Origin of the sequence: Pseudomonas sp. MYb2, assembly GCF_002979955.1 — a bacterium.
In the GTDB taxonomy this organism is placed as follows: Bacteria; Pseudomonadota; Gammaproteobacteria; order Pseudomonadales; family Pseudomonadaceae; genus Aquipseudomonas.
Genome location: NZ_PCQC01000020.1, coordinates 1 through 21,294 on the forward strand (window position 1 = coordinate 1; position 21,294 = coordinate 21,294).

22 protein-coding genes and 1 pseudogene are annotated in these 21,294 nt (G+C 59.3%); 11 read left to right on the top strand and 12 right to left on the bottom strand.

Annotation, left to right across the window (positions count from 1 at the left end; translation table 11 throughout):
* The 4 genes from tssI to CQ009_RS24700 all read left to right on the top strand — a co-directional run.
* A partial coding sequence (gene tssI, locus CQ009_RS24680; RefSeq protein WP_256585498.1) for a type VI secretion system tip protein TssI/VgrG occupies positions 1–1,128 on the top strand: 1,128 nt, incomplete at its 5' end.
* The gene (locus tag CQ009_RS24685) at positions 1,125–1,721 is read left to right on the top strand and encodes a DUF4123 domain-containing protein (protein ID WP_105709002.1); all 597 of its coding nucleotides are present in this window, start codon (positions 1,125–1,127) and stop codon (positions 1,719–1,721) included. The genes tssI and CQ009_RS24685, both read left to right, overlap by 4 nt.
* Before the next feature lie 29 nt (positions 1,722–1,750).
* Positions 1,751–2,353 carry a hypothetical protein gene (locus tag CQ009_RS24690; protein WP_105709003.1) on the top strand — a complete coding sequence of 201 codons (603 nt, stop codon included), beginning with the start codon at positions 1,751–1,753 and terminating at the stop codon, positions 2,351–2,353.
* 450 nt (positions 2,354–2,803) lie between these two features.
* Positions 2,804–3,232 carry a nuclear transport factor 2 family protein gene (locus CQ009_RS24700; RefSeq protein ID WP_064392692.1) on the top strand — a complete coding sequence of 143 codons (429 nt, stop codon included), beginning with the start codon at positions 2,804–2,806 and terminating at the stop codon, positions 3,230–3,232.
* Between the two features lie 691 nt (positions 3,233–3,923).
* Here the strand turns inward: CQ009_RS24700 and mqo are convergent.
* Complete coding sequence (gene mqo / locus CQ009_RS24705) at positions 3,924–5,570, bottom strand: malate dehydrogenase (quinone) (RefSeq protein ID WP_064392691.1); 1,647 nt, start codon at positions 5,568–5,570, stop codon at positions 3,924–3,926.
* A 482-nt stretch (positions 5,571–6,052) separates the two neighbouring features.
* Between mqo and CQ009_RS24710 the strand changes: the two genes are divergently transcribed.
* Positions 6,053–6,484, top strand: coding sequence for a nuclear transport factor 2 family protein (locus CQ009_RS24710; RefSeq protein ID WP_105709004.1), 432 nt, complete (start codon positions 6,053–6,055; stop codon positions 6,482–6,484).
* A gap of 178 nt (positions 6,485–6,662) precedes the next feature.
* On the opposite strand, the gene CQ009_RS30545 is transcribed toward CQ009_RS24710, so the two are convergent.
* Both CQ009_RS30545 and CQ009_RS30550 read right to left on the bottom strand, forming a co-directional pair.
* Positions 6,663–7,526, bottom strand: a complete 864-nt coding sequence (locus CQ009_RS30545) for a methyl-accepting chemotaxis protein (protein WP_371920184.1) — start codon at positions 7,524–7,526, stop codon at positions 6,663–6,665.
* Positions 7,521–8,297: pseudogene (locus tag CQ009_RS30550) on the bottom strand (HAMP domain-containing protein); the annotation flags it as partial. The pseudogene CQ009_RS30550 and the gene CQ009_RS30545, both read right to left, overlap by 6 nt.
* Positions 8,298–8,522: 225 nt before the next feature.
* Here CQ009_RS30550 and sodC point away from each other — a divergent pair.
* The 3 genes from sodC (at position 8,523) to CQ009_RS24730 (ending at position 10,001) form a co-directional block, all read left to right on the top strand.
* Entirely contained in the window at positions 8,523–9,044 is a 522-nt protein-coding gene (gene sodC, locus CQ009_RS24720) for a superoxide dismutase family protein (protein WP_064392689.1), read from the top strand.
* A 160-nt stretch (positions 9,045–9,204) separates the two neighbouring features.
* Entirely contained in the window at positions 9,205–9,519 is a 315-nt protein-coding gene (locus tag CQ009_RS24725; RefSeq protein ID WP_008082402.1) for a DUF2388 domain-containing protein, read from the top strand.
* Positions 9,520–9,599: 80 nt separating this feature from the next.
* Positions 9,600–10,001 (top strand): hypothetical protein, encoded by a 402-nt coding sequence (locus tag CQ009_RS24730; protein ID WP_177431017.1) that lies wholly within the window; start codon positions 9,600–9,602, stop codon positions 9,999–10,001.
* Here the strand turns inward: CQ009_RS24730 and ligD are convergent, their stop codons facing one another.
* The 3 genes from ligD to CQ009_RS24745 are packed head-to-tail and all read right to left on the bottom strand — an operon-like array spanning position 10,002 to position 14,951.
* Entirely contained in the window at positions 10,002–12,593 is a 2,592-nt protein-coding gene (gene ligD, locus CQ009_RS24735; RefSeq protein ID WP_105709006.1) for a DNA ligase D, read from the bottom strand.
* A 16-nt stretch (positions 12,594–12,609) separates the two neighbouring features.
* Positions 12,610–13,563, bottom strand: coding sequence for a class I SAM-dependent methyltransferase (locus tag CQ009_RS24740; RefSeq protein ID WP_105709007.1), 954 nt, complete (start codon positions 13,561–13,563; stop codon positions 12,610–12,612).
* 11 nt (positions 13,564–13,574) lie between these two features.
* Positions 13,575–14,951 (bottom strand): iron-containing redox enzyme family protein, encoded by a 1,377-nt coding sequence (locus tag CQ009_RS24745; RefSeq protein ID WP_105709008.1) that lies wholly within the window; start codon positions 14,949–14,951, stop codon positions 13,575–13,577.
* Positions 14,952–15,208: 257 nt separating this feature from the next.
* Here CQ009_RS24745 and CQ009_RS24750 point away from each other — a divergent pair, with 257 nt between their 5' ends.
* Positions 15,209–15,667 (top strand): transposase, encoded by a 459-nt coding sequence (locus tag CQ009_RS24750; protein ID WP_064392684.1) that lies wholly within the window; start codon positions 15,209–15,211, stop codon positions 15,665–15,667.
* Positions 15,668–15,675: 8 nt separating this feature from the next.
* Here the strand turns inward: CQ009_RS24750 and CQ009_RS24755 are convergent, their stop codons facing one another.
* Positions 15,676–16,449: a tellurite resistance TerB family protein gene (locus tag CQ009_RS24755; RefSeq protein WP_105709009.1), complete on the bottom strand. Its 774-nt coding sequence runs from the start codon at positions 16,447–16,449 to the stop codon at positions 15,676–15,678.
* A gap of 260 nt (positions 16,450–16,709) precedes the next feature.
* On the opposite strand from CQ009_RS24755, the gene pcsA reads away from it, so the two are divergent.
* Entirely contained in the window at positions 16,710–17,432 is a 723-nt protein-coding gene (gene pcsA, locus CQ009_RS24760) for a phosphatidylcholine synthase (RefSeq protein WP_105709010.1), read from the top strand.
* Between the two features lie 147 nt (positions 17,433–17,579).
* Here the strand turns inward: pcsA and CQ009_RS24765 are convergent, their stop codons facing one another.
* A complete protein-coding gene (locus tag CQ009_RS24765) occupies positions 17,580–18,392 on the bottom strand; it encodes a class I SAM-dependent methyltransferase (protein ID WP_064392677.1) in 813 nt (270 codons plus the stop codon).
* A gap of 33 nt (positions 18,393–18,425) precedes the next feature.
* The gene (locus tag CQ009_RS24770; RefSeq protein ID WP_105709011.1) at positions 18,426–18,698 is read right to left on the bottom strand and encodes a DUF4242 domain-containing protein; all 273 of its coding nucleotides are present in this window, start codon (positions 18,696–18,698) and stop codon (positions 18,426–18,428) included.
* Between the two features lie 226 nt (positions 18,699–18,924).
* On the opposite strand from CQ009_RS24770, the gene CQ009_RS24775 reads away from it, so the two are divergent.
* Positions 18,925–19,386: a GNAT family N-acetyltransferase gene (locus tag CQ009_RS24775; protein ID WP_064392675.1), complete on the top strand. Its 462-nt coding sequence runs from the start codon at positions 18,925–18,927 to the stop codon at positions 19,384–19,386.
* A gap of 17 nt (positions 19,387–19,403) precedes the next feature.
* On the opposite strand, the gene CQ009_RS24780 is transcribed toward CQ009_RS24775, so the two are convergent.
* Genes CQ009_RS24780 through CQ009_RS24790 form a run of 3 tightly spaced genes read right to left on the bottom strand, consistent with a single transcriptional unit; the run spans position 19,404 to position 21,242 of the window.
* Positions 19,404–20,615, bottom strand: a complete 1,212-nt coding sequence (locus tag CQ009_RS24780) for a cytochrome c biogenesis protein DipZ (protein ID WP_105709012.1) — start codon at positions 20,613–20,615, stop codon at positions 19,404–19,406.
* Between the two features lie 37 nt (positions 20,616–20,652).
* Positions 20,653–20,949, bottom strand: coding sequence for a hypothetical protein (locus tag CQ009_RS24785; RefSeq protein WP_105709013.1), 297 nt, complete (start codon positions 20,947–20,949; stop codon positions 20,653–20,655).
* A 29-nt stretch (positions 20,950–20,978) separates the two neighbouring features.
* Entirely contained in the window at positions 20,979–21,242 is a 264-nt protein-coding gene (locus tag CQ009_RS24790) for a DUF2790 domain-containing protein (RefSeq protein ID WP_064392672.1), read from the bottom strand.
* Between the last annotated feature and the right edge of the window lie 52 nt (positions 21,243–21,294).

The window sequence follows — 21,294 nt, forward strand, 5'->3', positions numbered from 1 at the left end:
CACAAAAGCGATTTCCACCAGGGCTACCGCAACAGCTTCCTCGCCACCCCGTGGGACGCGCACTACCGCCCTGCCCTTGAGCATCCGAAACCGAAAGTGCTCGGCAGCCAGACCGCTGTGGTCACCGGCCCCGCAGGCGAAGAAATCCACTGCGACCAATACGGCCGGATCAAGGTGCAATTCCATTGGGATCGCGAAGGCCAGTCCAACGACAAAACCACCTGCTGGATGCGCGTCGCCAGTGGCTGGGCCGGCGCCGCGTACGGCGGCATCGCCATCCCGCGCATCGGCATGGAAGTCCTCGTCACCTTCCTCGAAGGCGATCCCGACCAGCCACTGGTCACCGGATGCCTGTATCACAAGGAAAACGTCGTCCCCTACGACCTGCCAGCGAACAAAACCCGCAGCACCTTCAAGACCCTGAGTTCACCGGGCGGCAAGGGCTACAACGAGTTCCGCATCGAAGACAAGAAAGGCGTCGAGCAGATCTACATCCACGCCCAGCGCGATTGGGATGAAAACATCGAGCACGATCAAAAGATTCGTGTCGGCAACGAACGGCATGACACCGTTGAAGCCAATACGCTGAGCGAGTTCAAGGTTGAAGAGCATCGGATTACGCATCTCGATCGCAAGACGGAAACGCGGGTCGATGACCACCTGACGGTGGGTGTCACCCGGCACCTGAAGGTCGGCACGGCGCAGTTTGTCGAAGCCGGAACCGAAATTCACTATCACGCCGGCGCCAAGGTTGTGGTCGAAGGTGGCATGGAGCTTACCGCCAAGGCTGGCGGCAGTTTTGTGAAGGTTGATGCCGGCGGAGTGACCATCAGCGGTGCCGAGGTGAAAACCAACTCCGGTGGCTCGCCCGGCTCGGGGAGTGGAATCGCGATCAAACTGCCAATCGCCTTGACCCCCGCCGATGCCGATGCTGCCGGCAAACGCCTCAGCGCGGCACCGATCAACACGCCGACGCCTGCGGAGCTGCTCGCAGCACCTTCATCCGGCGCCGCGCCCGCTGCAGCGACGGCTGCAGAAACCCGACTGATCCAACAGAATATGCAGGCACAAACACTGGTAGCGGCCGCCAAAAGCGGCGTGCCCTTTTGCGAGATCTGCAACCGATGAGCCAGTTTCGCCCCAGTCTCAACGAATGGTTGACTGCCGAGTTCTGGCCGCAGGGCACGCAGCCTGACGCGCCGAAGGTCTACGCCTTGCTGGACGGTGCCCGCGACCCACACATCGAATCGCTGGTGCGCAGCAGCGGCGCGGAATTTTCCTGCCTGTACGCGGGCGAACTTGCCCCGAGTCTGTCGGCCGCAGCACCTTATCTGCTACAGCTCGACCCGCAACAGCCGTATACATGGCGACTGTTCGAGGAAGGCTGGGGGCAGAGTTGGGGCAGCTTCGTCATTGCCCCCGCGCATGTGTCGCTGGACGACCTGCGCAGCCACTTTCGCACGCTGCTGCGGGTGACCGATCCGGATGGCAACCTGTTGGTGTTTCGATTCTACGACCCCAGAGTCCTGCGGGTTTACCTGCCGACCTGCACAGCGCAAGAGCGCGCCGCGATGTTCGGCCCGGCGAGCAAGCTAATTGCCGAAACCAGTACGGGTAATTCCTTGATTGTCTACCCGGCGGACCCCGCAGGCGGGCCAGCGGCGCGAGTCAGTGGCTGGCCGTCGGCCGATGCAGTTGGCCAATACGGTCTCGCCCCCTAGCGGTAAAATAACCATCACGGAGTGGCTGATTGAAACGTCTCGCCTGTCTACTGTTCCCCTTGCTCGCCGCCTGCAGCGCCGGCCCGCTGATGTATCCCGAATCAACAGCAGGTCGCCCGACGCTCCTTTATCCGACCTGCCCTGGACCGCAGACGGCGATGCGTTTCACAACCACATCAAACGAGCTGAACTGGGTTTTCCTGCTGGTTCACGTCTCATTGCCGGGAGGCGAGCCCTCGCCGCCGGGGGCGACCGTGGCCGAAACCGAAGTACGACTTTCCACTCAACTGTATATGGAACATTCGCCTAAACGTGCGTTACACACCCAAAGACAATCCGAGACAGCAGACAAAGTGCCGCTGTGGATCACCGCGTCATCGCCGATGGCAACCGTGCAGTTGGCCAACGGAAAAACCTATCAAGTGAGTATCGAACGTCTGAAAACCGGCTTCGATCCGCGCGCCCCTGAAGTACGCGATGTTCAGCACCCCGGAAGCCCATTAGGCAAAGGGGATATGGGCGACTTCATCCTGACCTTGCCCGAGCTCTACCTGAACGGTGAGAAGATCAATACCGCGCCGATCCATTTCAAGAAACGTGAAGAGCGCTATTTCCCGATATTCAACTGTTGAAGGCTCAGACCGGAGAAATGGTCGCGAGCAAGCCGATCAGAATGGTCAGTGTCAGAAATCCACCCAGAAAAAACGCCATTTTGTTCATGTTGCTCTCCTCAATGCTGAGCTTGCGGTGCACCGGACGCTTCGGGATGAAGGATTGCCGCGAGTGACCGGACTACGGGGTTATTTTGAGCCGATGACTGCGCCGGTTACAGAGGCAGATTGCAATGAAAAATGCATATCAGATGCACATCTGATCCTGTAGGAGCTGTCGAGTGAAACGAGGCTGCGATCTTTTGATCTTGAAAAACAAAATTCAAAGATCGCAGCCTCGTTTCACTCGACAGCTCCTACATAGGCTTTTCATAGGGTGATATTCAGGTTGCCATGACAAGGTTGCCCTGGCCGCGCTTTGCTCTAGAGTCTTGGTCACCGCGAGAACAACTAGAAAAAACCGGAGTGAACATGACCGACCTGCAGCTGCAACCCAACGTCGCCGAATCCCTGAACCGCTGGCACCAGATGATCCGCACCGGCGACCTCAAAGCCCTGCCCGAACTGCTTGACCCCAACGCGGTATTCCGCTCACCCATGGCCCACACGCCTTACCCCGGCGCGCAAGTGGTGTCGATGATCCTCAACACCGTGTTCAACGTGTTTGAAGACTTCAAATACCACCGTGAACTGGTAACGGCCGATGGTCTGAACGTGGTTCTGGAATTCAGCGCCAAGGTTGGGACAAAGGAGCTCAAAGGCATCGACATGATTCGCTTTGATGAGAATGGCAAGATTGTCGAGTTTGAAGTGATGGTGCGGCCATTGAGCGGGTTGCAGGCCCTCGGCGAAGAAATGGGGCGGCGCCTTGGTGCATACCTGGCAAAAGCAAAACCCTGACCGCCGAATAACCTGTGCAGGAGCTGCCGAACCGGCCCGAGCCTTCGGCAGTTCCTACAGGGGTAGATACAAAGCGTGCCCACAAAAAAGCCCACTATTACTTATCTACGATTCTTTTCATTCGCAATTAGCCTAAATGGAAAAGATATAAAAACCTGTCAGATTTTACAGGTTCACGTAACAACCAAGAAGACTAGCCTTGGCTCCGAGGTCGAGAAGTTTGCCTAGAGCGTGAGCTTTCAGCGGGCTGCTTATTCAAATAGTCAGGGAGATTCAGAAATGGCAATAAATTACTTTTACGGCGATGGACTCACTCCAAGCGAGAAACGACCCGTCGAAGAATCAGGCGGAACCACCAACCGATTCGTGGAAAAACCAGTTAAACAGGAACACAAATTCACCTGTATTTGCGATCTTTGCAAAAAAGACAGAGGAGATAGAACAGGAACGGCGGCGATCTATTCACAGTGGTACGTTACAGATCCTGTCTACCCATAGAAAACAATGAAACCTTCCAATTTCATGATGTTCAAGATCCAGTCCGCTCCACATGACAAGCTCTTAACCGTCGAACGGATAATGATGGATATCCAACCCACTCCAATCCGTTCCAGGTCATTCAGTTATCGGGTCCACAAAAAAGCCCACTGACCGTCGCCGGTTCAGTGGGCTTTGTGTGTCAGGCGTCTAGTTACAGAGCCATGTCACGTGCAGCGTTTTCCTTCGGTGCTTCAGCTTTTTCAGCTGCAGGTGCGGCCGGAGCAGCTACCTGACCGATCACTGGAGGTGTCGGCAGTTCGAGGATCTTGGCGGTGTAAGCCCACTCTGCAGCCACTTTGGCTGGATCGCTGTTCAGCTGGGTGCCGTAGCTTGGAACGATCTGGTGCAGTTTGGCTTGCCATTCCGGGCTGGCCACTTTGTCTTTGAAGACTTTCTGCAGCACGCTCAGCATGATCGGTGCAGCGGTCGACGCGCCTGGCGATGCGCCCAGCAGGCCGGCGATGGAGCCGTCTTGTGCAGCGACGATTTCGGTGCCCAGTTTCAGCACGCCGCCAGCGGCTTCATCACGCTTGATGATTTGCACGCGTTGGCCGGCCTGCCACAGGCGCCAGTCTTCGGCTTTGGCGTTCGGGAAGTATTCCTTCAGCGCGTTCATGCGGTCTTCATCCGACAGCATCAGTTGGCCGGCCAGGTACTCGACCAGCGGGTATTCCTTGATGCCGACCTTGGTCATTGGCCAGATGTTGTGGGTGGTGGTGCTGGTCAGCAGGTCCAGGTACGAACCTTCCTTGAGGAACTTGGTGCTGAAGGTCGCGAATGGGCCAAACAGGATGACGCGCTTGCCGTCCAGAACACGGGTGTCCAGGTGCGGAACCGACATCGGTGGCGAGCCAACCGAAGCTTTACCGTAGGCCTTGGCCAAGTGCTGTTCAGCGATGGCCGGGTTATCGGTCACCAGGAACGAGCCACCTACCGGGAAGCCACCGTATTCCTTGGCTTCAGGAATGCCCGACTTCTGCAGCAGGTGCAGTGCACCGCCGCCCGCGCCGATGAACACGAACTTGGCATCGGTTTCGGTTTTGGTGCCGTCTTTCAGGTTTTTGTAGCTGACGCGCCAAGTGCCATCGGCGTTCTTGGTGATGTCCTGCACTTCGCTCGACAGTTTCAGATCGAAGTTAGGCTTGGTCTGCAGATGGGCAGCGAACTGGCGGGTGATTTCGCCGAAGTTCATGTCGGTACCCAGCGGGCTCCAGGTGGCCGCGATTTTCTGGTTCGGGTCACGCCCTTCCATCATCAGCGGAACCCACTTCTTGATCACAGCCGGGTCTTCGGAGTACTGCATGCCGGCGAACAGCGGGCTCGCTTGCAGGGCTTCGTAGCGCTTTTTCAGGAACTTGATGTTGTCATCGCCCCACACGAAGCTCATGTGCGGCGTGGTGTTGATGAACGAGCGAGGGTTCTTCAGAACGCCTTGCTGAACCTGCCAGGCCCAGAACTGACGGGAGACCTGGAACGCTTCGTTGATCTCGACGGCTTTCGGGATCGTCACGTTGCCTTTGTCGTCTTCCGGGGTGTAGTTCAGCTCGGCCAGAGCCGAGTGACCGGTACCGGCGTTGTTCCAGCCGTTGGAGCTTTCGAGGGCGACGCCGTCAAGGCGCTCGACCATTTCCATCGACCAGCTTGGCTCCAGCTCATTGATCCACACACCGAGGGTGGTGCTCATGATGCCGCCGCCGATCAGCAGAACGTCGACTTTCTTTGCTTCGTCAGCATTGGCGGATGTCATCCCCATCGCCAAAGCCAGACCCAGCAGGGCTGTGTTCACTTTTTTAAACATCTGTTGCACCTATGATAAAACGCCTTCCGCCCGCCGCTGTTATCTGCATGCGATCCGCTTTGATGACGCTCAGGCTAGCGTCGCGGATTCCGGCACACTTCAATTTTGACGGGTGGGCACACAAGGCCGACATCCTGCATCGACCTCAGTTAATGTCCCTTCTGAACTGACTTCTTATCATTATTGGCTTCAGCTGCTTGAGCGACAGGGATTCCGTCAGCCCGCCCGAAGGCAAGCAAACCGAATTAGGTCAAACCAAGTTGGCGCGAAGAATATCACGTCAGGGCAAACCCGCGCGTCTGTTCCCGACTTGAGAGTCTTTTTCCGCTCAGGACACTATCGGCCGACGAAGGCTGAACATGACCCCTGAAGATTGAAGGGTTGGGAGGAAGTGCCCAACGCCAGGATATCTGCTAAGTTGTACGATGACTGACAAATAAAACAACTCAGTCATAACCCATAACAACAAGGAAACAACTTCCATGACCAAAACCCGACTCCTCATCGGTTTTCTCTGCGCCTTCAACGGCTACGCCATGGCCGCCTCTGCCCCGGCAGAAAAAGATGTCGCCCAAGCGGTCGATCATCTGACCCAGGCGATGCTGCACAAAGACATCGCCGAACTGAACGCGCTTACCGCGCCCAACCTGACTTACGGCCACTCCAGCGGCAAGATTCAGGACAAGAAGGAATTCATCGCCGACATCGAGACCGGCAGAAGCGCCTTCAAGACCCTCGAGATGCAGAAGCAGACCATCACCCTCTCAGGCGATACCGCGCTGGTGCGCCACCATTTTTCGGCGCAGGCGTTGAAGGGGACCGAGGTGGTGCCGACGGAGATCGAGAACTTTCAGATCTGGCAGAAGCAGGACGGCAAATGGTTGTTGGTGGGGCGGCAGGCGTTCAAGTTTTGAGGCCAGTGATCTAGCCTGAATGGATGTTGATTGTGCCGGCCTCTTCGCGGGCAAGCCCGCTCCCACAGGGTTCGATGTTGTGAATGCAATTGTGTTTACACCACCGCCCACTGTGGGAGCTGGCTTGCCAGCGATGAGGCCTGTTCAGACACCGAAACCGCATTTGACCCAACGGCTATCACAACCGAAACCGATCCACCGATTGCGCCAACTGCCCCGCCAGGCTCGACAGCTCATCGGTGGTATTCGCCGTTTGCCCGATCACCCGGCTGTTGCCCTCGGACATCCCCGCGATCATTTCCACCTGATGGGCAATCTCGTTACTGGCCTGGCTCTGCTCGCCAATCGTGCGGGTGATGTCGTTGACCAGTTGTGTCGTGCTCAACGTCGCCTCGAGGATTTCGCGGATGGCGCGCTCGACATCAGCCGTCACCGCCATGCCCTTGTCGACCTGTGCAACACCTGCCTCCATGCTGCTGACCGCCTCGCGGGTGCTGTGCTGAATGCGTGCGACCATCGCGGCGATTTCCTGGGTCGAGGCGCTGGTGCGCGCCGCCAGACTGCGCACTTCGTCCGCGACCACCGCAAAGCCCCTGCCCTGCTCGCCGGCACGAGCCGCTTCAATGGCGGCATTGAGCGCCAGCAGATTGGTCTGGTCGGCAATGCTCTTGATCACCTGAATGATGTTGAAAATGGCTTCGGATTCCTGATCCAGTGTGCGGATGACCTGTGCCGACTGTTGCGCCGAGCGCGCGATATCGTCCATGTCGCTGACCACTTGATGAATCACCCCACCGCCCTCTTTCGCCAGGGTTTCGGCTTGATTGGCCATGCTCAGGGCTCGTTCGGCGTGACGGGTGATTTCCTCGATGCTCGCGGTCATCTGGCTGGCGGCGGCGGCCATGGTGCCGGCGGCGACACTTTGTTGCTGGCTGCTGTCGGCAACCTGATGGCAGCCCTGACTGAGTCGTGCGCTCATGCCGCTGACGCCGTGAGCGTTGCGGCGCACCACGTCGATCATGTTGCGCAGATCGCGCTGCATGGTCGCCAAGGTGCGAATCAGCGCACTCGCTTCATCCTTGCCGGACGGCTCGGCGATGGGTTCGCCGAGGTTGCCGTGAGCGATGCTGTCGGCGATGCGGCTGGCGGTTTTCAGTGGCCCCATGATGCTGCGTATCACCCAGCGTCCCTCCACCAATAGCAGCAGCAAACCGGCAAGCAGCACCACACCAAGCGCAATATTGGCATTGCGGATGGCGGCTTCGGTACCTGCGCTGGTCTGCCGGGTATTGGTTTCGATCAGTTCACTTAACGCAGCCATCTGCTCTTCGAGTTGGCCGAATGCGGTATTGAACGAACCGAGTTCCTGTTGCGCGGTATCCGGATTATCCAGCGCCAGGCCGACAATCCGCTCGCCCGCATTGATGTAGATGTCGAGACTCGGTTTTATCTGCTCCAGCGCTGTACGCAATGCAGCATTGATCGGCAATTTGAGGTTCTCATCGAGCACTTCGCGAAAGTGCCCCGCGTGCTCGTCAATCGACTCGCGCACCTCGGTCGCCATGCTGGTGCTTTTGCCCAGCCCGACCAACATGGCCGAATAGACATCGGCGCGCAGGGCGTCGTGCATCATGTCGGCTTCCATGTGGTTGCGCAGCGCGCTCATGCTGACCGCGTTATCGCTGACCGCTGCAGCCATCCGCTGGTTGCCGACGTAACTGACCAGACTCACGATCACTGCCGTCAGCAGGCTTGTCACAATCAGCAACACTAAACGCAGTTTGATCGACACCGGGGTTTCCTCCTTGGCCATGCCTGCAAACGCCTGTCAGACCTTCAGTTAAGCCTATTTGCGCAGGTCTGCCGTGCCAGAGCGTGTCAGCAGGTGTCGGCATGAGGGCCAAATGCCGCAAAACTTTCGCAATGAGCGGCAAGTCTCACTTTGCAACGCAGGCGTACAACGCCTTCATCGCCGGTTAATGCCGGCAGGCTATTGAGTCCGCCGTTCTGAACACTCATGCAGCAAAAGGAGACGCCTATGAAACGCGTATTGTGGTTGGGTCTGCTTGGCACTTTGGCCATCGGCAGCGCACAGGCGGCGACGGAAAAAGTCGCCATCAATCTGGTCAGCGCCGACGGTGCGCCGCAAGCGATCGGCTCGGTCACCATCAGCGAAACTGCGTATGGCCTGTTGTTCACCCCGGATCTGAAGTCCCTGCCGGCCGGCATCCATGGCTTCCACGTCCATGAGAACGGCAGTTGCGAAGCCGCGATGAAGGATGGCGTGAAAGGCGCTGCACTGGCCGCTGGCGGGCATTTCGATCCACAGAAAACCGGCAAGCATCTCGGCCCTTACGCCGACGGCCATCTGGGCGACTTGCCAGCGGTTTACGTGACCGCTGACGGCATCGCCAACTACCCGGTACTGGCGCCGCGCCTGAAAAAGATCGCCGAGATCAAGGGCCATGCGCTGATGATCCATGCCGGTGGCGACAACCACGCTGACATGCCCAAACCGCTGGGCGGTGGCGGTGATCGCATGGCCTGCGGGGTGATCTGAGCCGTCGCAGTCTGAAGGCCGGGCAACCCGTAATCGCGTTGCCCGCGTCTGTTTTGCAATAACGCAGACTTTCCAGCCCCACGGAACTCCCGCCCGCCGCGCCCCTCTCACATTATGTAGTCCTTCCCTTTTTGCTTCGCGCTTGTGGAGGAACACCGTCATGCGCAAGTTAGTGCTCGTTTCTTCTTTACTCCTATGCCTGCCCGTTGGATCCGCTCTGGCCAAAGTCGACGCCGGAGATGTTGCCACCTCGGCCGGTGTCTCCGCGTCGCTGTACTCGACCTTCAAGGATCACAAAATGGTGATTCCGGCCCGTGACGACTTGTCTGCATTTGTCGCCAGTGGCGGGGCCATTCGTGGGGTTTATCTTGAGTCGGTGCTGCAACAGGTTCGCCAGGACAATCCTGGCCTGAACGCCAGTGATGAAGATCTCGCCAACGCGATTCTGGTGCATTACGAAGGCCTGAATCAGTAGCTGTCACGGATGAAGCAGCCGATGGACGGCGGCTGACGGCGCATAGGCAAAACTGTCCGACGGCCTCTATGATGGAGGCCATGACGACTTCCGCGCCTTTGCGCTCACCCTGCCCGCCCGGCGCCTGCATTTGCGGGCGCGATCCGTTGCTGGAGACACCCGGCGCGGATTTGCGCATCCTGCGCCTGACCCGCGAGGAGGAGAAAGTCCTGCTGGCGCGGCTGGAAAAACTCAAAGACCTTGCCGATCTCGAACACCTGCAACAACGCATGTATGAACAACTGGGATTGCGCGTCGAGGTCGCTCCCGGTTTTAACGAAGTGCGCACCATGCGCGGCATTGCCATTCAGATCGAAGAGTTGCCGGGCCTGTGCCGCAAGACGCGCGCGGCCATCCCCACCGCCATTCGTCGCGGCTTGGAAAACCATCCCGAAATCGCCTTCGAACTGCTCAACGCCCACGACTTGCTGCGCGACACCTGATCACTTTTTCAGCCCGACCCGTTTGCGCATCTCGGCGGTGATGCTCTGCCGGGTTTTCTTCATCTCGGCCCATGGCGCGTCGCCGACCTCCGCCAGACGCTCGTGAACGTTATGCACGTTCCATTGATTTGCGCCCTTGATCTCGGCGACTTCCTCGCGAAACAGCGGCACCGACACCGGCAGACCTTCGCGGGTACGCGCGGCGTAAGCGCAGATGGTGGTGGCGCCCAGACCGTTGCGCAGGTAATCGATGAAGATCCGCCCGACACGGTTCTTTGGCCCGGACACCGCCGAAAAGCGGTCTGGCAACAGCTTGGCCATGTGGCTGACGATGGCGTGGCTGAAGTCCTTGACCTCATCCCAGCCGAGTTTGCGGGTCAATGGCACCACCAGATGAATGCCCTTGCCGCCACTGGTTTTAAGGAACGCTTTCAATCCCAGTTCATCGAGCACAGTCAGCGTCAGCGCTGTCGCTTCGACCATGCTTTTCCACGGCAGCGCCGGATCCGGGTCGAGGTCGAGGACGAAGCGGTCAGGCTTGTCCAGATCGACGGTGGTGGCGTTCCAGGTGTGCAGCTCGACGGTGCTCATCTGCACCGCGCCAATCAGCGCTTCGGCGTTGTTGATCAGCATCACCGGTTGTCCGGTGACGTCCTTGTCCAGCGTAGCGATACCGGGGATCGCCAAGCGTTCGGCGTTCTTCTGGAAGAACAACTCGCCGGCGATGCCGTCTGGCGCGCGCACCAGTGCCACCGGGCGCTCCTTGAGTTGCGGCAGGATCCATTCGGCGACGCTGGCGTAATACTCGGCGAGTTGCATTTTGGTGGTGCCACTGACCGCGTCGATCACGCGATCCGGGTGGGTGATGCGCACCTTGCCGCTGGCCAGTCCGAGCTGCGATGGCGCGCTCTCGGCATTGCTCGCCGGGGCTTTTTTCGTGGTTTTTTTCGCGGCGGGTTTCTTCTCTGCAGTCTTCACCGGTTTCGCTCGCTCCTCAGTGATGTCCCTGGCCGGCTTGTCATCGCGCAGACCATGGAACACGGCGTGGCGCACCGAACCGTCCTTGGTCATTTCGGCAAACGCGACTTCCGCCAGCAGTTTCGGCTTGAGCCAGTGCACGCCTTTGACCTCGAAACCGCTGGGCGGATTGACCACAGCGGCTTGCTTCACCTGCAAGGGTTTGAGTTGCGCCAGAATGCTTTTCAACGTCGACTCGTTGAAACCAGTGCCGACCTTTCCGGCATAGCGCAACTCGCCGCTGTCGCGATCATGCAGCCCCAGCAACAAGGCGCCGAAGGCACTGCGCGAACCTTTCGGATCGGTGTAACCGACGATCACGAACTCCTGGCGATGCTTGCATTTGAGCTTGATCCAGTCGCCGCTGCGTCGCGACACATACGGCGAGCCAAGGCGTTTGCCGATCAGGCCTTCCATCTGCATCTGACAGGCACTGTTGAGCAACGCGTCCGGCGTTTCGTCAAAGGCTTCGGAGAAGCGCAACAACGGTTGCTCATGGCTGCCAAGCACCGTGGCCAATGCGGCGCGACGTTCCTCGACCGGCACTTCACGCAGGTCGACCCCGTTGAGATACGGCAGATCAAACAGGTAGTAGAGGATGTTGCCGCTGCGCCCGGCCTCGAAAGCATTTTGCAGGGCCTGAAAATCCGGCACGCCTTGTTCATTGGCGACGACCATCTCGCCGTCAAGCCACGCTGACTCCAATCCCAGCGCGGCCAGCGCCTCAGCCTGTTGCGGCAGTTTGTGCGTCCAGTCGTGACCGTTGCGGGTAAACAGCTGCACCTGATCATGGTCAATGCGCGCCATGATCCGGTAGCCGTCGAATTTGATTTCGTAGCTCCACTGCCCTTCGGGCGCGCTATCGACCAAGGTGGCCAGCTCCGGCTTGATTTGTGCTGGCAGTTTGGCCTTGTGTGCGCCAGTGAGCTTGCCGCTCGCAGGTTTGCGGGTTTTCGCCGCAGGCTTGTTTAGCGGTTTGCTTTGCTCGGCGGCCAGTTTGGGTTTGCCGACGATGGTGCGCTCGCTCAGCACACTGTCCGGTTCGGCCACCAGCACGTCGTAATCATCCTGCGGCCGCGCGGCGCCGTCCTGATGCTTGATCAGAAACCATTGCTCTTTCTTGCCCGGCATGTGCGTGCGCACCAGGTTCCAGATGCCGCCGAGCTTCTCGCCCTGCAGCTCAAACTTGAGCTTGCCCTTGGCGTAGGCCTTGTGCGGATCTTCCTGCGGTATCCACACGCCACGATCCCAGACGATCACATCGCCGGCACCGTAATGCCCTTCGGGAATACTGCCCTCGAACGTCGCGTAATCCAGCGGATGATCCTCGACATGCACCGCCAGCCGCTTGACCTTGGGGTCGAGTGACGGCCCCTTCGGCACCGCCCAACTCTTCAACGCACCATCGAGTTCCAGGCGAAAGTCGTAATGCAGGTGCGAAGCGTCGTGCTTCTGGATGCAGAACTGCAAGGCGTGCTCGGTGGCGGATTTGCGCCCCGAACGTTTGACGGCCGCCGGTTCTGACGTCGCCGAAAAGTCGCGCATGCGGTTGTAGTCGTCGAGGTTCCTGTTCATCGCGGGCCTGCCTTTTTCAGCCGATTCGGGTCACCGTCAGCGCCACCACGGCGATTCGGTCTACCCGTTGATAACCGGGGTTGAGCAGTTCTTCGCCGAAGACATCCGGATCGAGTTCGCGGTACGTCCAGCCGAAGCGCTTCTCGTCCAGTCGAGGCAGCACGGTGTCGAGAAATGGATCGCGACCATCGACCATCGCCACACCGGTGTAGAGCAACAGCGAGCCGCCGGGTGCCAGTCGATTCAACGCCTGCTCGACAATGCGCAGCGACAGCCCCGCCCCCAGCGTCCCGCCACCGTGACGATAAGCGCGCTCTGCCGGATCGGCCATGTACGGTGGGTTGGCAACAATCAGATCGAACTCGCCCTCGGCACCCTGCAGAAGGTCACTGGCGTGCACTTCGACGTTGGCAACCTCCGCCAGTGCGGCGTTGATCGAAGTCAGGCGCAGCGCTGCGGGGTTGATGTCCAGCGCCAGCACTTGCGCCTCGCGACGGGCACGGCCGATCAGAATCGCGCCGACGCCCGCGCCACAACCGATGTCCACCGCGCGATGGATGGGCGCGAAGTTCTGTTGCAAGTGAGCGTGAATCAATTGCGCGAAACGATAGGTGTCCGGGCCGAAAAACACCGCATCGGCCGCGTCGGTGGGGAACGCCGAATGCACGAACAGCAGATCATCCAGACTCGACCAGCGCACGCGACTCTTCAGGTGGCCTTCGTAACTATCAATGACCTGCGCGTCTTGTAGTTGCCGCTGTTCGTCCGCCGACAACAACCCCGGCGCGAATGGACGCGACCAGCCAAAAACGTCGCGCAAAGAGTCGGCCATCTGGCCCTCGTCACGCTGATTGACCCGCTGATGGGTCAACGGCGTCGGCGTAACAAACCGATAGCCGTCTGCAAACAAACGCCGGCCCAGTTGCAGCAGCACAAGATCGTTGGGGCAGAGTTGCTCTTCCTGATTCATCGGTGATGTCCTTAAGGCAAGCGGGATTTGAGTTCAATAAACCGACGGGTAGCGAGCAGTCCGGCGGGGTGTGCATGGCGCGCCGGCGCAAGCCACGGGATCAGAATCGCGATCTGCGCCAGTTCGTCCTGGCCTTGCAGCGCCGCGTTGAGCGCCTGTACGTCGGGATCTTGTTCAAGCCCTTCGATGGTCGTTGCGGCCTGACTGTGCCGTCGAACGGGTTGGGTTTTATCCGAAGAGGTCCAGTCACCCGCAATCCAGTCGTGGACCAGTTGTTTCTCGTAGGCATTGAACACGCCAAACATCGCCGCACCGTCGCCCGCGATCAGTTGCCAAAAGCGACTGGCCTGCGGGTCTTCGTGGCGTTTGATCCAGCCTTTGTTCTGCAACGCCTGGAGGAATCCGGGCAATTGCTCCGGTGCAGCCAGCCACTGATTGACGGTCTGCCCTTCGAAACGGCAGTAATCGGAATGCATATGCTGGGCGAACGGACATTTGCGCTCGAGCATCGCCAGCAACTCGTGCTCAAGGTCGAACCCTTCGATGATCGCGCGACTGCCCTGCCCCAGATCGTTGAGCCGATAGCCCAGCGCGACCCGGCGCAGAAATTCGCCGCGATCGGCCTCAAGCGGCAGTAGATCGAGCGCTGCCTGCACGGCTTTCTGCGCATGGCCGGTGCTGGCATTGTCGATAGTCACATGCAGGGTGAAGTAGTACGGATCGATGCCCAGTTCACTGAGCTCGTAACTGCTGATCAACAGGTGCAACGGCAGTTGTTCGTAGCCGAGGTTGTAGCCGATCACCTCGGGCAAGTAATCAGCGCCACAGACACCGAGAGCCAGCTGTATTGCGCCTTGCAGGTAGCGTTGATCATCGATGGCACTGCTGTCCTGCAAGTCGTGTTCAGCGAGCAGTTTGCGGTAGATCACCACATGATTTTGCGCCGGATTGCCATCGCCCAGTTCTTCCAGAAAAGTGCGCAGCAAGCCTTGGAAACGCGGGTCCCGCCAGCGCGGCAACAGGCCAGAAAGCCATGCACCATCAACCAGTTTGGTCGGTGCCACCGCTTGCAGGAAATACAGCGCCTGCGCCTTGCCGCGGAAGAATTGCCGTGGCCCACCGGCCTTGCGCTGTTGCAGATAGTCTGAGTATTGGCTGGCAACGTCGGCGCAATGTTCGGCTACCCAGGCATGCCAGGTCATGGGGTCTTCGGGCAGGGAATCGGAAAGCTGCGCGGCGTGTTGCAGTTGCTCCTGCAGGAACGCCTGTGCGAGGTCTTGGGGATTATCATCACGCAACAACGCGTCATATATCTGGCGGACGTTCCCGCCGCCGTTCATCACGTGCGGTTTATCGGTCGCGGTGTGCAAGCGTGTCAGGACAGTCATGGCAAATATTCCCGGTCGGTTGGCAGGACGCTGTTGCACGCGCCTCTACAGCAGCAGAGAGGCAGCGCCTGCGAAAAATTCAATCGACGTGAAAATTGCCCGGACGGACGGCCACCTGCGCGATCCTCGCACCCATTGAATTCCTCTGTAGGAGCTGCCAAAGGCTCCTACAGGGTTACATCGTGCAATGGGTTGAGTTCGCGTAACGGTTAGGGATTGCTAACGTTCAGGGACGATGTTTTGGGGAGGGCAAAGGAATGCCTACTGCTGCAAAGGCGTGTGGATTACGCAAAGGACGTTATAGCGAGGCTGGACGTATTTATCTGCTCACCGCCGCCGTTCACGAACGTCAGTCAGTATTTTCGGATTGGTGTTTGGGAAGACTGCTGGTAGAGCAAATGCGTGCAGCCAGTGACGAGGGAATGGTTCAGTCGCTGGCGTGGGTGGTGATGCCGGATCATCTGCATTGGCTGATCGAATTGAAACAAGGTTCATTGGCAGCGCTCATGTGCCGCGTCAAATCGCGCAGTTGTCGTTCGATCAATCTCAAGCGCGGCAGTCAGGGACGGTTATGGCAACGCGGTTACTACGACCGGGCGTTGCGTCGCGATGAAGATCTTAAAGCGGCGGCCCGATATATCGTTATGAACCCGATACGCGCCGGATTGGTTCGGCGTGTGGGGGACTACCCGTTATGGGATGCCATCTGGTTTTGATGTTGCTTTCAGGCCTGGCCCTTGGCATGCTGCTCGAGATGCACCTGCAAATCCGGGTCGATCTGCAAGGCGGCTGCCAGTTCATCCAGATAGCTGCGCTCGGCGTCCTGTTGGTCGTCCACCAGCATCACGCTGGCGAGGTACATTTCGGCGGCGACAGCCGGGTCACCGTTTGCCGACTGCGCCACCTCGTTTGCGTCCAGCGGTTTGCTGACTTCGGCGTCGAGCCATTGCTGCAATTGCGGATCATCGGTGTGCTTGCCGATTTCTCTGCTGATCAGGTCTTTTTCGGATTTATCGATACGCCCGTCAGCCTTGGCCGCCGCGATCAATGCGCGCAACACCGCGTGGCTGTGCTCCTCGACTTCCGGGCCGGCAAGCAAATTCGCCGTTTGCGGGATCTGTTGCGGGGCCGCGCTGGCCTGACTGCGTTGCCAGGCCTGATACGCCTGATAGGCCATCATTCCCAGCGATGCCAGCGCCGCATAGTTGGTGCCGCCGGAGCGGCTTTGCGTGCCGCCACCGCCACCCAGCGCCCCACCCAAGGCGCCGCCAAGACCACCACCGGCACCGCCGCCGAGCAACCCGCCGAGCAGACCACCTAATCCTCCCAACCCTCCAGCCGCTGCGCCGCCGCGCGTGGCGGTGGAATCGGCGCCACCGAGCAGACCACCCAGCAAGCCGCCGAGACCACCCAAACCATCACTGGCAGAGGCTGAAGATTGTTGACCTGCCGGGGCCTGGCCTCGCAGCAGTTTTTCGAGCAAATCGCTGGTGTTCATGACGTCATCCTCAGGCAAAGGCAGTGACTGCGTCTGGCAACGATAGACCCCTTAAGCCATTGCGCCAGCACCGTTTGGCTGAGACTCAAAGCGCCAACGGATTTCGCCCGCGTTTTTTTCGCCGGGCAGCTAAGATTCAAGGATGGTGAACCTTATCCCGGCCAGACCGGTCGATAGCTGCAACCCCGACCCGGTTTGCCGGCGCCCTTGTTGCCCAAGGGTGATACCCGGCCTGCTTCATTTTTTTGGAGAACGCCCCTGTGATATCGACCGTACACATCGCCAGGCTCAAAGCATGGGGCGCCCATGGTTTTACCGCGACTGGCGTGGTCACTGCCTTTCTGGCCACTCTCGCCCTGTTGGAAAACCAGCCGACCCACTGCCTGATGTGGCTGGGCGTGGCGCTGATCGTTGATGGCCTCGACGGCGCGCTGGCGCGCAAGGTCAACGTGCAATCGGTGCTGCCGAGTTTCGACGGTTCGATCCTCGATCTGGTGATCGATTACCTGACATACGTGTTCATCCCGGCGCTGTTCATCTATCGCTACATTCCGCTGCCCGATTACACCTTGCTGCTGACCGTGTCACTGATTCTGGTGTCGTCGCTGTTCTGCTTCTGCAACGTCAATATGAAGAGCAAGGACAACTACTTTGTCGGGTTTCCTGCTGCGTGGAATGTGGTCGCGCTGTGCCTGTACATCATCGGACCGGGGCCGTGGATCACTTTTCTGACGGTGATTGGCCTGGCATTGCTGACGGTGACACGGATGAAATTCCTGCATCCATTCCGTGTACGCCGGTTCATGCCGATCAACATTGCAGTGACGGCGATCTGGCTGCTGTGCAGTCTGTCGCTGGTGCTCAACCACCCGGTGATCAACCCGTTGGTGATGGGGCTGTGGTTGCTGATGTCGGCGTACTTTCTGGGGATCTGCATCTGGCGCACGGCGCTGGAGTGGTTTGAGCGGCCGCAGGTGAAATAGACTCCAGAACCCAACACACATCCAATGTAGGAGTGAGCCTGCTCGCGATAGCGGTCGTTCAGTAAAAAAATATTCAGCTGACAGACCGCTATCGCGAGCAGGCTCACTCCTACAGGGATCGCAATAGATTCGAAAACCGGGTGTAACTCAGCGTTTAGTGATCACCACCTCCAGATACTCACTCGGCACCACCAGCGAACCCTCCCCTGCCCGATTCAAACGGTTGAGCAAATCCGCCAGATCACTTTCCAGCGCCTGTCCGCTTTCCGGCGGCAGTGCCGCGAAGGCCTTGTGCACCGGCCCGTACCAATGGCGGAAAATATCGATGAAATGCGCGGCCGAACGATAGCGAAAATTGAACTCGCGGCGCATCACGCGCACCAGAAAATCACGATCATCGAAGTGCTTGTGCAACCACGCATCCGAGCCCCAGTTCGATGGCGGTTGCGCGCCAGCGGGCGGAGGCAGGTGGCGGCCGAGGATTTTGAACATCTGGCCGACGAAGCCTTCCGGGGTCCAGTTGGCCAGACCGATCCGACCGCCTCGGCGACAGACGCGTCCCAACTCGGCAGCAGCCTTGTTCTGATCCGGCGCAAACATCACGCCAAAGGTCGACAGCACGGCGTCGTAGCTCTCATCGGCAAACGGCAATGCCTCGGCGTCAGCAACTTGAAACGTCACGTCGAGATGCTCAGCGCGGGCACGATCCTGGCCGCGTTCCAGCAGCGCTGCGACGTAATCGGTCGAGGTGACCAGGCAACCGCGCCGCGCCGCCGCCAGCGTTGCATTACCGTTGCCGGCAGCGACATCCAGCACCTCCTCATCGCAACGCAGGTCGCAGGCTTCGGCGAGGTTTTCGCCGACGATTTGCAACGTCGTGCCAATCACGGCGTAGTCGCCACTGGCCCAGGCGACTTTCTGGCGTTCCTTCAGGGCAGTCAGATCAATCGGGGTACTCATAAGAGTGAACTCCGCTGCGGGTGGGATCGGTGATCATTCGGCCGTCGTCGGATCGATGACCGTCACCACACGCGCCACACTGTTGGCCGGAAAACCACCGAGCCTGGCGTGTTCGCGTACCTGCTCTTCATCAGGTGCGATGTACACGCAATAGATCTTGTCAGCGGTGACGTAACTTTGCAGCCACTGCACTTGCGGGCCGAGTTCGCGCAATACATCACAGGACGTTTTCGACACGGCTTTGAGTTCTGCTTCCGACAGCTTCCCGGCCCCTGGAATCTCGCGTTCAATCACGAATCTAGGCATGGCAACCTCGCGCTCTTGTTATGGGGCAAGGCCGGCAGTGACCCTGCTCAAGCACTATCGCGCCGAGACCGCACGGCGTCCCTGCCAATCGTCTGGCAACCCCCGAAAACAGTGGGTTCGCCGATGAATGGTGAGAATCTGTAAAGCCTCTGGAACACCTTGAGGATTGCCAAGGTTGGGGGTATTGGTTTCTGATGCTCCCTCGCTTCTGGAACAGACTCGACTGATGTCACTGAAACTCGATTGGCTCGCGCATCACATGCACCACAGCGACCGTTATGCTCAATGGATCCACCAACAATTCCCCTACGAATACGTCGACCACCCGCTGGCCGAGTGGCAACGTGAGTTCGCCGAAGGCCAAGGCAATGGTGACTGGTCCTGCCTGATCGCCATGCACGGTGAACACCTTGTCGGCGGCGCCGCGCTGGCACGCGATGACCTCGCCCTGCGTCCTGATCTCGGCCCATGGCTGGCCTGCGTCTTCGTCAGTCCTGAAGCGCGCGGACAAGGTCTGGCGGAACGTTTGATTGAAGGGGTTTGTCAGGAGGCGAAAGACTGCGGATTTGCGCGTCTGTACCTGCACACGCAAAACAAGCAGGACTACTACGCCAAACGCGGCTGGCAGGTGCTGGAACGTTTTCACGCCTGGGACAACGAACAATGGCTCATGGTGCGCGACCTCTGAGCCATTGGTTTCACTGATCAGGCCGCAGGCGCCTTCGCCTCTTGCAGCAACTGCTGGATCATCTGCTCCTGCGCTTCGTAGCGACCTTCGCCGAAGTGGCTGTAACGCACCTGCCCCTTGGCGTCGATCAGGTAATGCGCCGGCCAGTACTGATTGTCGAAGTTGCGCCAGATCGCATAGTTGTTGTCGATGGCCACCGGATAGGTTATGCCGAGTTTTTTCACCTGATCCCTGACGTTGTCGATGATCCGCTCATAGCCGTATTCCGGGGTGTGTACGCCGATCACCACGAGGCCGTCCTTTTCGTACTTTTTCGCCCAGTCTTTGACGTACGGCAGGGTGTGCTGGCAGTTGATGCAGTCGTAGGTCCAGAAATCCACCAGCACCACTTTGCCGCGCAGAGATTCAGCGTTCAGCTCGGGCGAGTTCAGCCATTGCACCGCGCCGGAAAGTGACGGCATCGCCCCTTTGCCCACCTCCATCGGCGAGTCCGCACGGACTTTGCTGACAAAGTAGTCGACCACTCTCGGCACGTTTTCCAGCACGCTTTTCTCGACGCTGACCACGCCTTGGGAGGACGTGGTCGCCAGCAAGGTTTTATCGAAGCCGCTGGCAATGACCGCCGCCGTCGCGAGTACCGCAACACCGGCACCGCGGCGCAACCAACCGGTGAACGGTATCGACAGTTTCAGCCGATTGACCAGCCCGCGCCCGGCAAAAATCAAGGTCCCCAGCGACAACGCACTGCCGACACCATAGGCCAGCAGCAACAGGCTGGTCTGCGCGTTGGCGCCTTGCAGCATGGCACCGGTGAGGATCACGCCGAGAATCGGCCCGGCGCACGGTGCCCACAGCAGCCCCGTGGCCACGCCGAGCATGATCGAGCTCAACGGCCCGGCCTTTTTCCGGGTGTCCGGGTCGAGGCGATTGCCGAGCATCACCAAGGGGCGCGTCAGCCAGTCGCCGACGCGTGCCGAGATCAGCGACAGGGCGAATACGCTCATCACGATCAGTGCGACGTAGCGCCCGCTGTTGCTGGCCTGGATTACCCATTCGCTGCTGACCACAGCGAGGCTGGAGATCAGCGCGAAGGTCAGGGCCATGCCGCCGAGGGTCAGCAGAATCGAGGCGCGGCTGCGTTGCGCACCGGCAAACAGAAACGGCACCACCGGCAGGATGCAGGGGCTGAGCACGGTCAGCAGACCGCCGAGGAATGCGATGAGGTACATAGTGAGTCACCCTTGATCAATGAATGTAACAAGCCATTCAAACGTTCTGGCTTTCCAGCCAATGGCTCTGCGGCGTACGGCTGGCGCCGTTCTCGGCAAACATCTGGCCCTGCGGCGTGCGGCTGGCGCCGTCGGCTGCAAACATCTGGCCCTGTGGCGTGCGGCTGGAGCCGTCCGCTGCAATCAGGCCGTCGCTGCCCTGCTTGGCCACCGGCGTCAGCTGGAAGCAGGTGCCGCTGTGGCAGCTATGCTGTTCAACCGCAGCGTTGGCATGGGTGACGACGCCGGCCAGGGAGAAGGCGATGGCGGTCAAAAAACGCGATACGTTGTTCATGGCTGTTTCCTTCTATAAAGAGTGATGGCTTAGTTGTCGTTGTTGCAGCCGTCGGCGAATTTGCTGTAATCGAGCACGCGGGTCTGACCGGCCGAATCGAGGTAGGTCATGCGCGCCTCGACGATGCCGCAAGTCACCGAGTTGTCCTGTTTCAGCGAGAGCACTTTGTGGATATCCAGGTGGGTGCCGTAGGTGTAGGTTTGCGCGGTGACATCGGCTTCGGCGCGGGCCGACAGCGTGCAAATGTTCAGCGCAGCAAACAGGCAGGCGGCGATGACGGACTTGTTGTTCATGGCGTGTTCCTCAAGGCTTCAGTGGGTTTGAGCCGAGGCGATCTGTGTGTGC

Coding starts and splice junctions, on each gene's coding strand:
- CQ009_RS30545 (WP_371920184.1), bottom strand. CDS start 7,526: ATGCAGCGCGATCTGCGCAACATGATCGACGTGGTGCGCCGCAACGCT.
- CQ009_RS24775 (WP_064392675.1), top strand. CDS start 18,925: ATGTCACTGAAACTCGATTGGCTCGCGCATCACATGCACCACAGCGAC.
- CQ009_RS24765 (WP_064392677.1), bottom strand. CDS start 18,392: ATGAGTACCCCGATTGATCTGACTGCCCTGAAGGAACGCCAGAAAGTC.
- CQ009_RS24785 (WP_105709013.1), bottom strand. CDS start 20,949: ATGAACAACGTATCGCGTTTTTTGACCGCCATCGCCTTCTCCCTGGCC.
- CQ009_RS24770 (WP_105709011.1), bottom strand. CDS start 18,698: ATGCCTAGATTCGTGATTGAACGCGAGATTCCAGGGGCCGGGAAGCTG.
- CQ009_RS24685 (WP_105709002.1), top strand. CDS start 1,125: ATGAGCCAGTTTCGCCCCAGTCTCAACGAATGGTTGACTGCCGAGTTC.
- CQ009_RS24740 (WP_105709007.1), bottom strand. CDS start 13,563: ATGAATCAGGAAGAGCAACTCTGCCCCAACGATCTTGTGCTGCTGCAA.
- CQ009_RS24700 (WP_064392692.1), top strand. CDS start 2,804: ATGACCGACCTGCAGCTGCAACCCAACGTCGCCGAATCCCTGAACCGC.
- mqo (WP_064392691.1), bottom strand. CDS start 5,570: ATGTTTAAAAAAGTGAACACAGCCCTGCTGGGTCTGGCTTTGGCGATG.
- ligD (WP_105709006.1), bottom strand. CDS start 12,593: ATGAACAGGAACCTCGACGACTACAACCGCATGCGCGACTTTTCGGCG.
- sodC (WP_064392689.1), top strand. CDS start 8,523: ATGAAACGCGTATTGTGGTTGGGTCTGCTTGGCACTTTGGCCATCGGC.
- CQ009_RS24790 (WP_064392672.1), bottom strand. CDS start 21,242: ATGAACAACAAGTCCGTCATCGCCGCCTGCCTGTTTGCTGCGCTGAAC.
- CQ009_RS24745 (WP_105709008.1), bottom strand. CDS start 14,951: ATGACTGTCCTGACACGCTTGCACACCGCGACCGATAAACCGCACGTG.
- CQ009_RS24780 (WP_105709012.1), bottom strand. CDS start 20,615: ATGTACCTCATCGCATTCCTCGGCGGTCTGCTGACCGTGCTCAGCCCC.
- CQ009_RS24710 (WP_105709004.1), top strand. CDS start 6,053: ATGACCAAAACCCGACTCCTCATCGGTTTTCTCTGCGCCTTCAACGGC.
- CQ009_RS24725 (WP_008082402.1), top strand. CDS start 9,205: ATGCGCAAGTTAGTGCTCGTTTCTTCTTTACTCCTATGCCTGCCCGTT.
- CQ009_RS24755 (WP_105709009.1), bottom strand. CDS start 16,449: ATGAACACCAGCGATTTGCTCGAAAAACTGCTGCGAGGCCAGGCCCCG.
- CQ009_RS24730 (WP_177431017.1), top strand. CDS start 9,600: ATGACGACTTCCGCGCCTTTGCGCTCACCCTGCCCGCCCGGCGCCTGC.
- CQ009_RS24750 (WP_064392684.1), top strand. CDS start 15,209: ATGCCTACTGCTGCAAAGGCGTGTGGATTACGCAAAGGACGTTATAGC.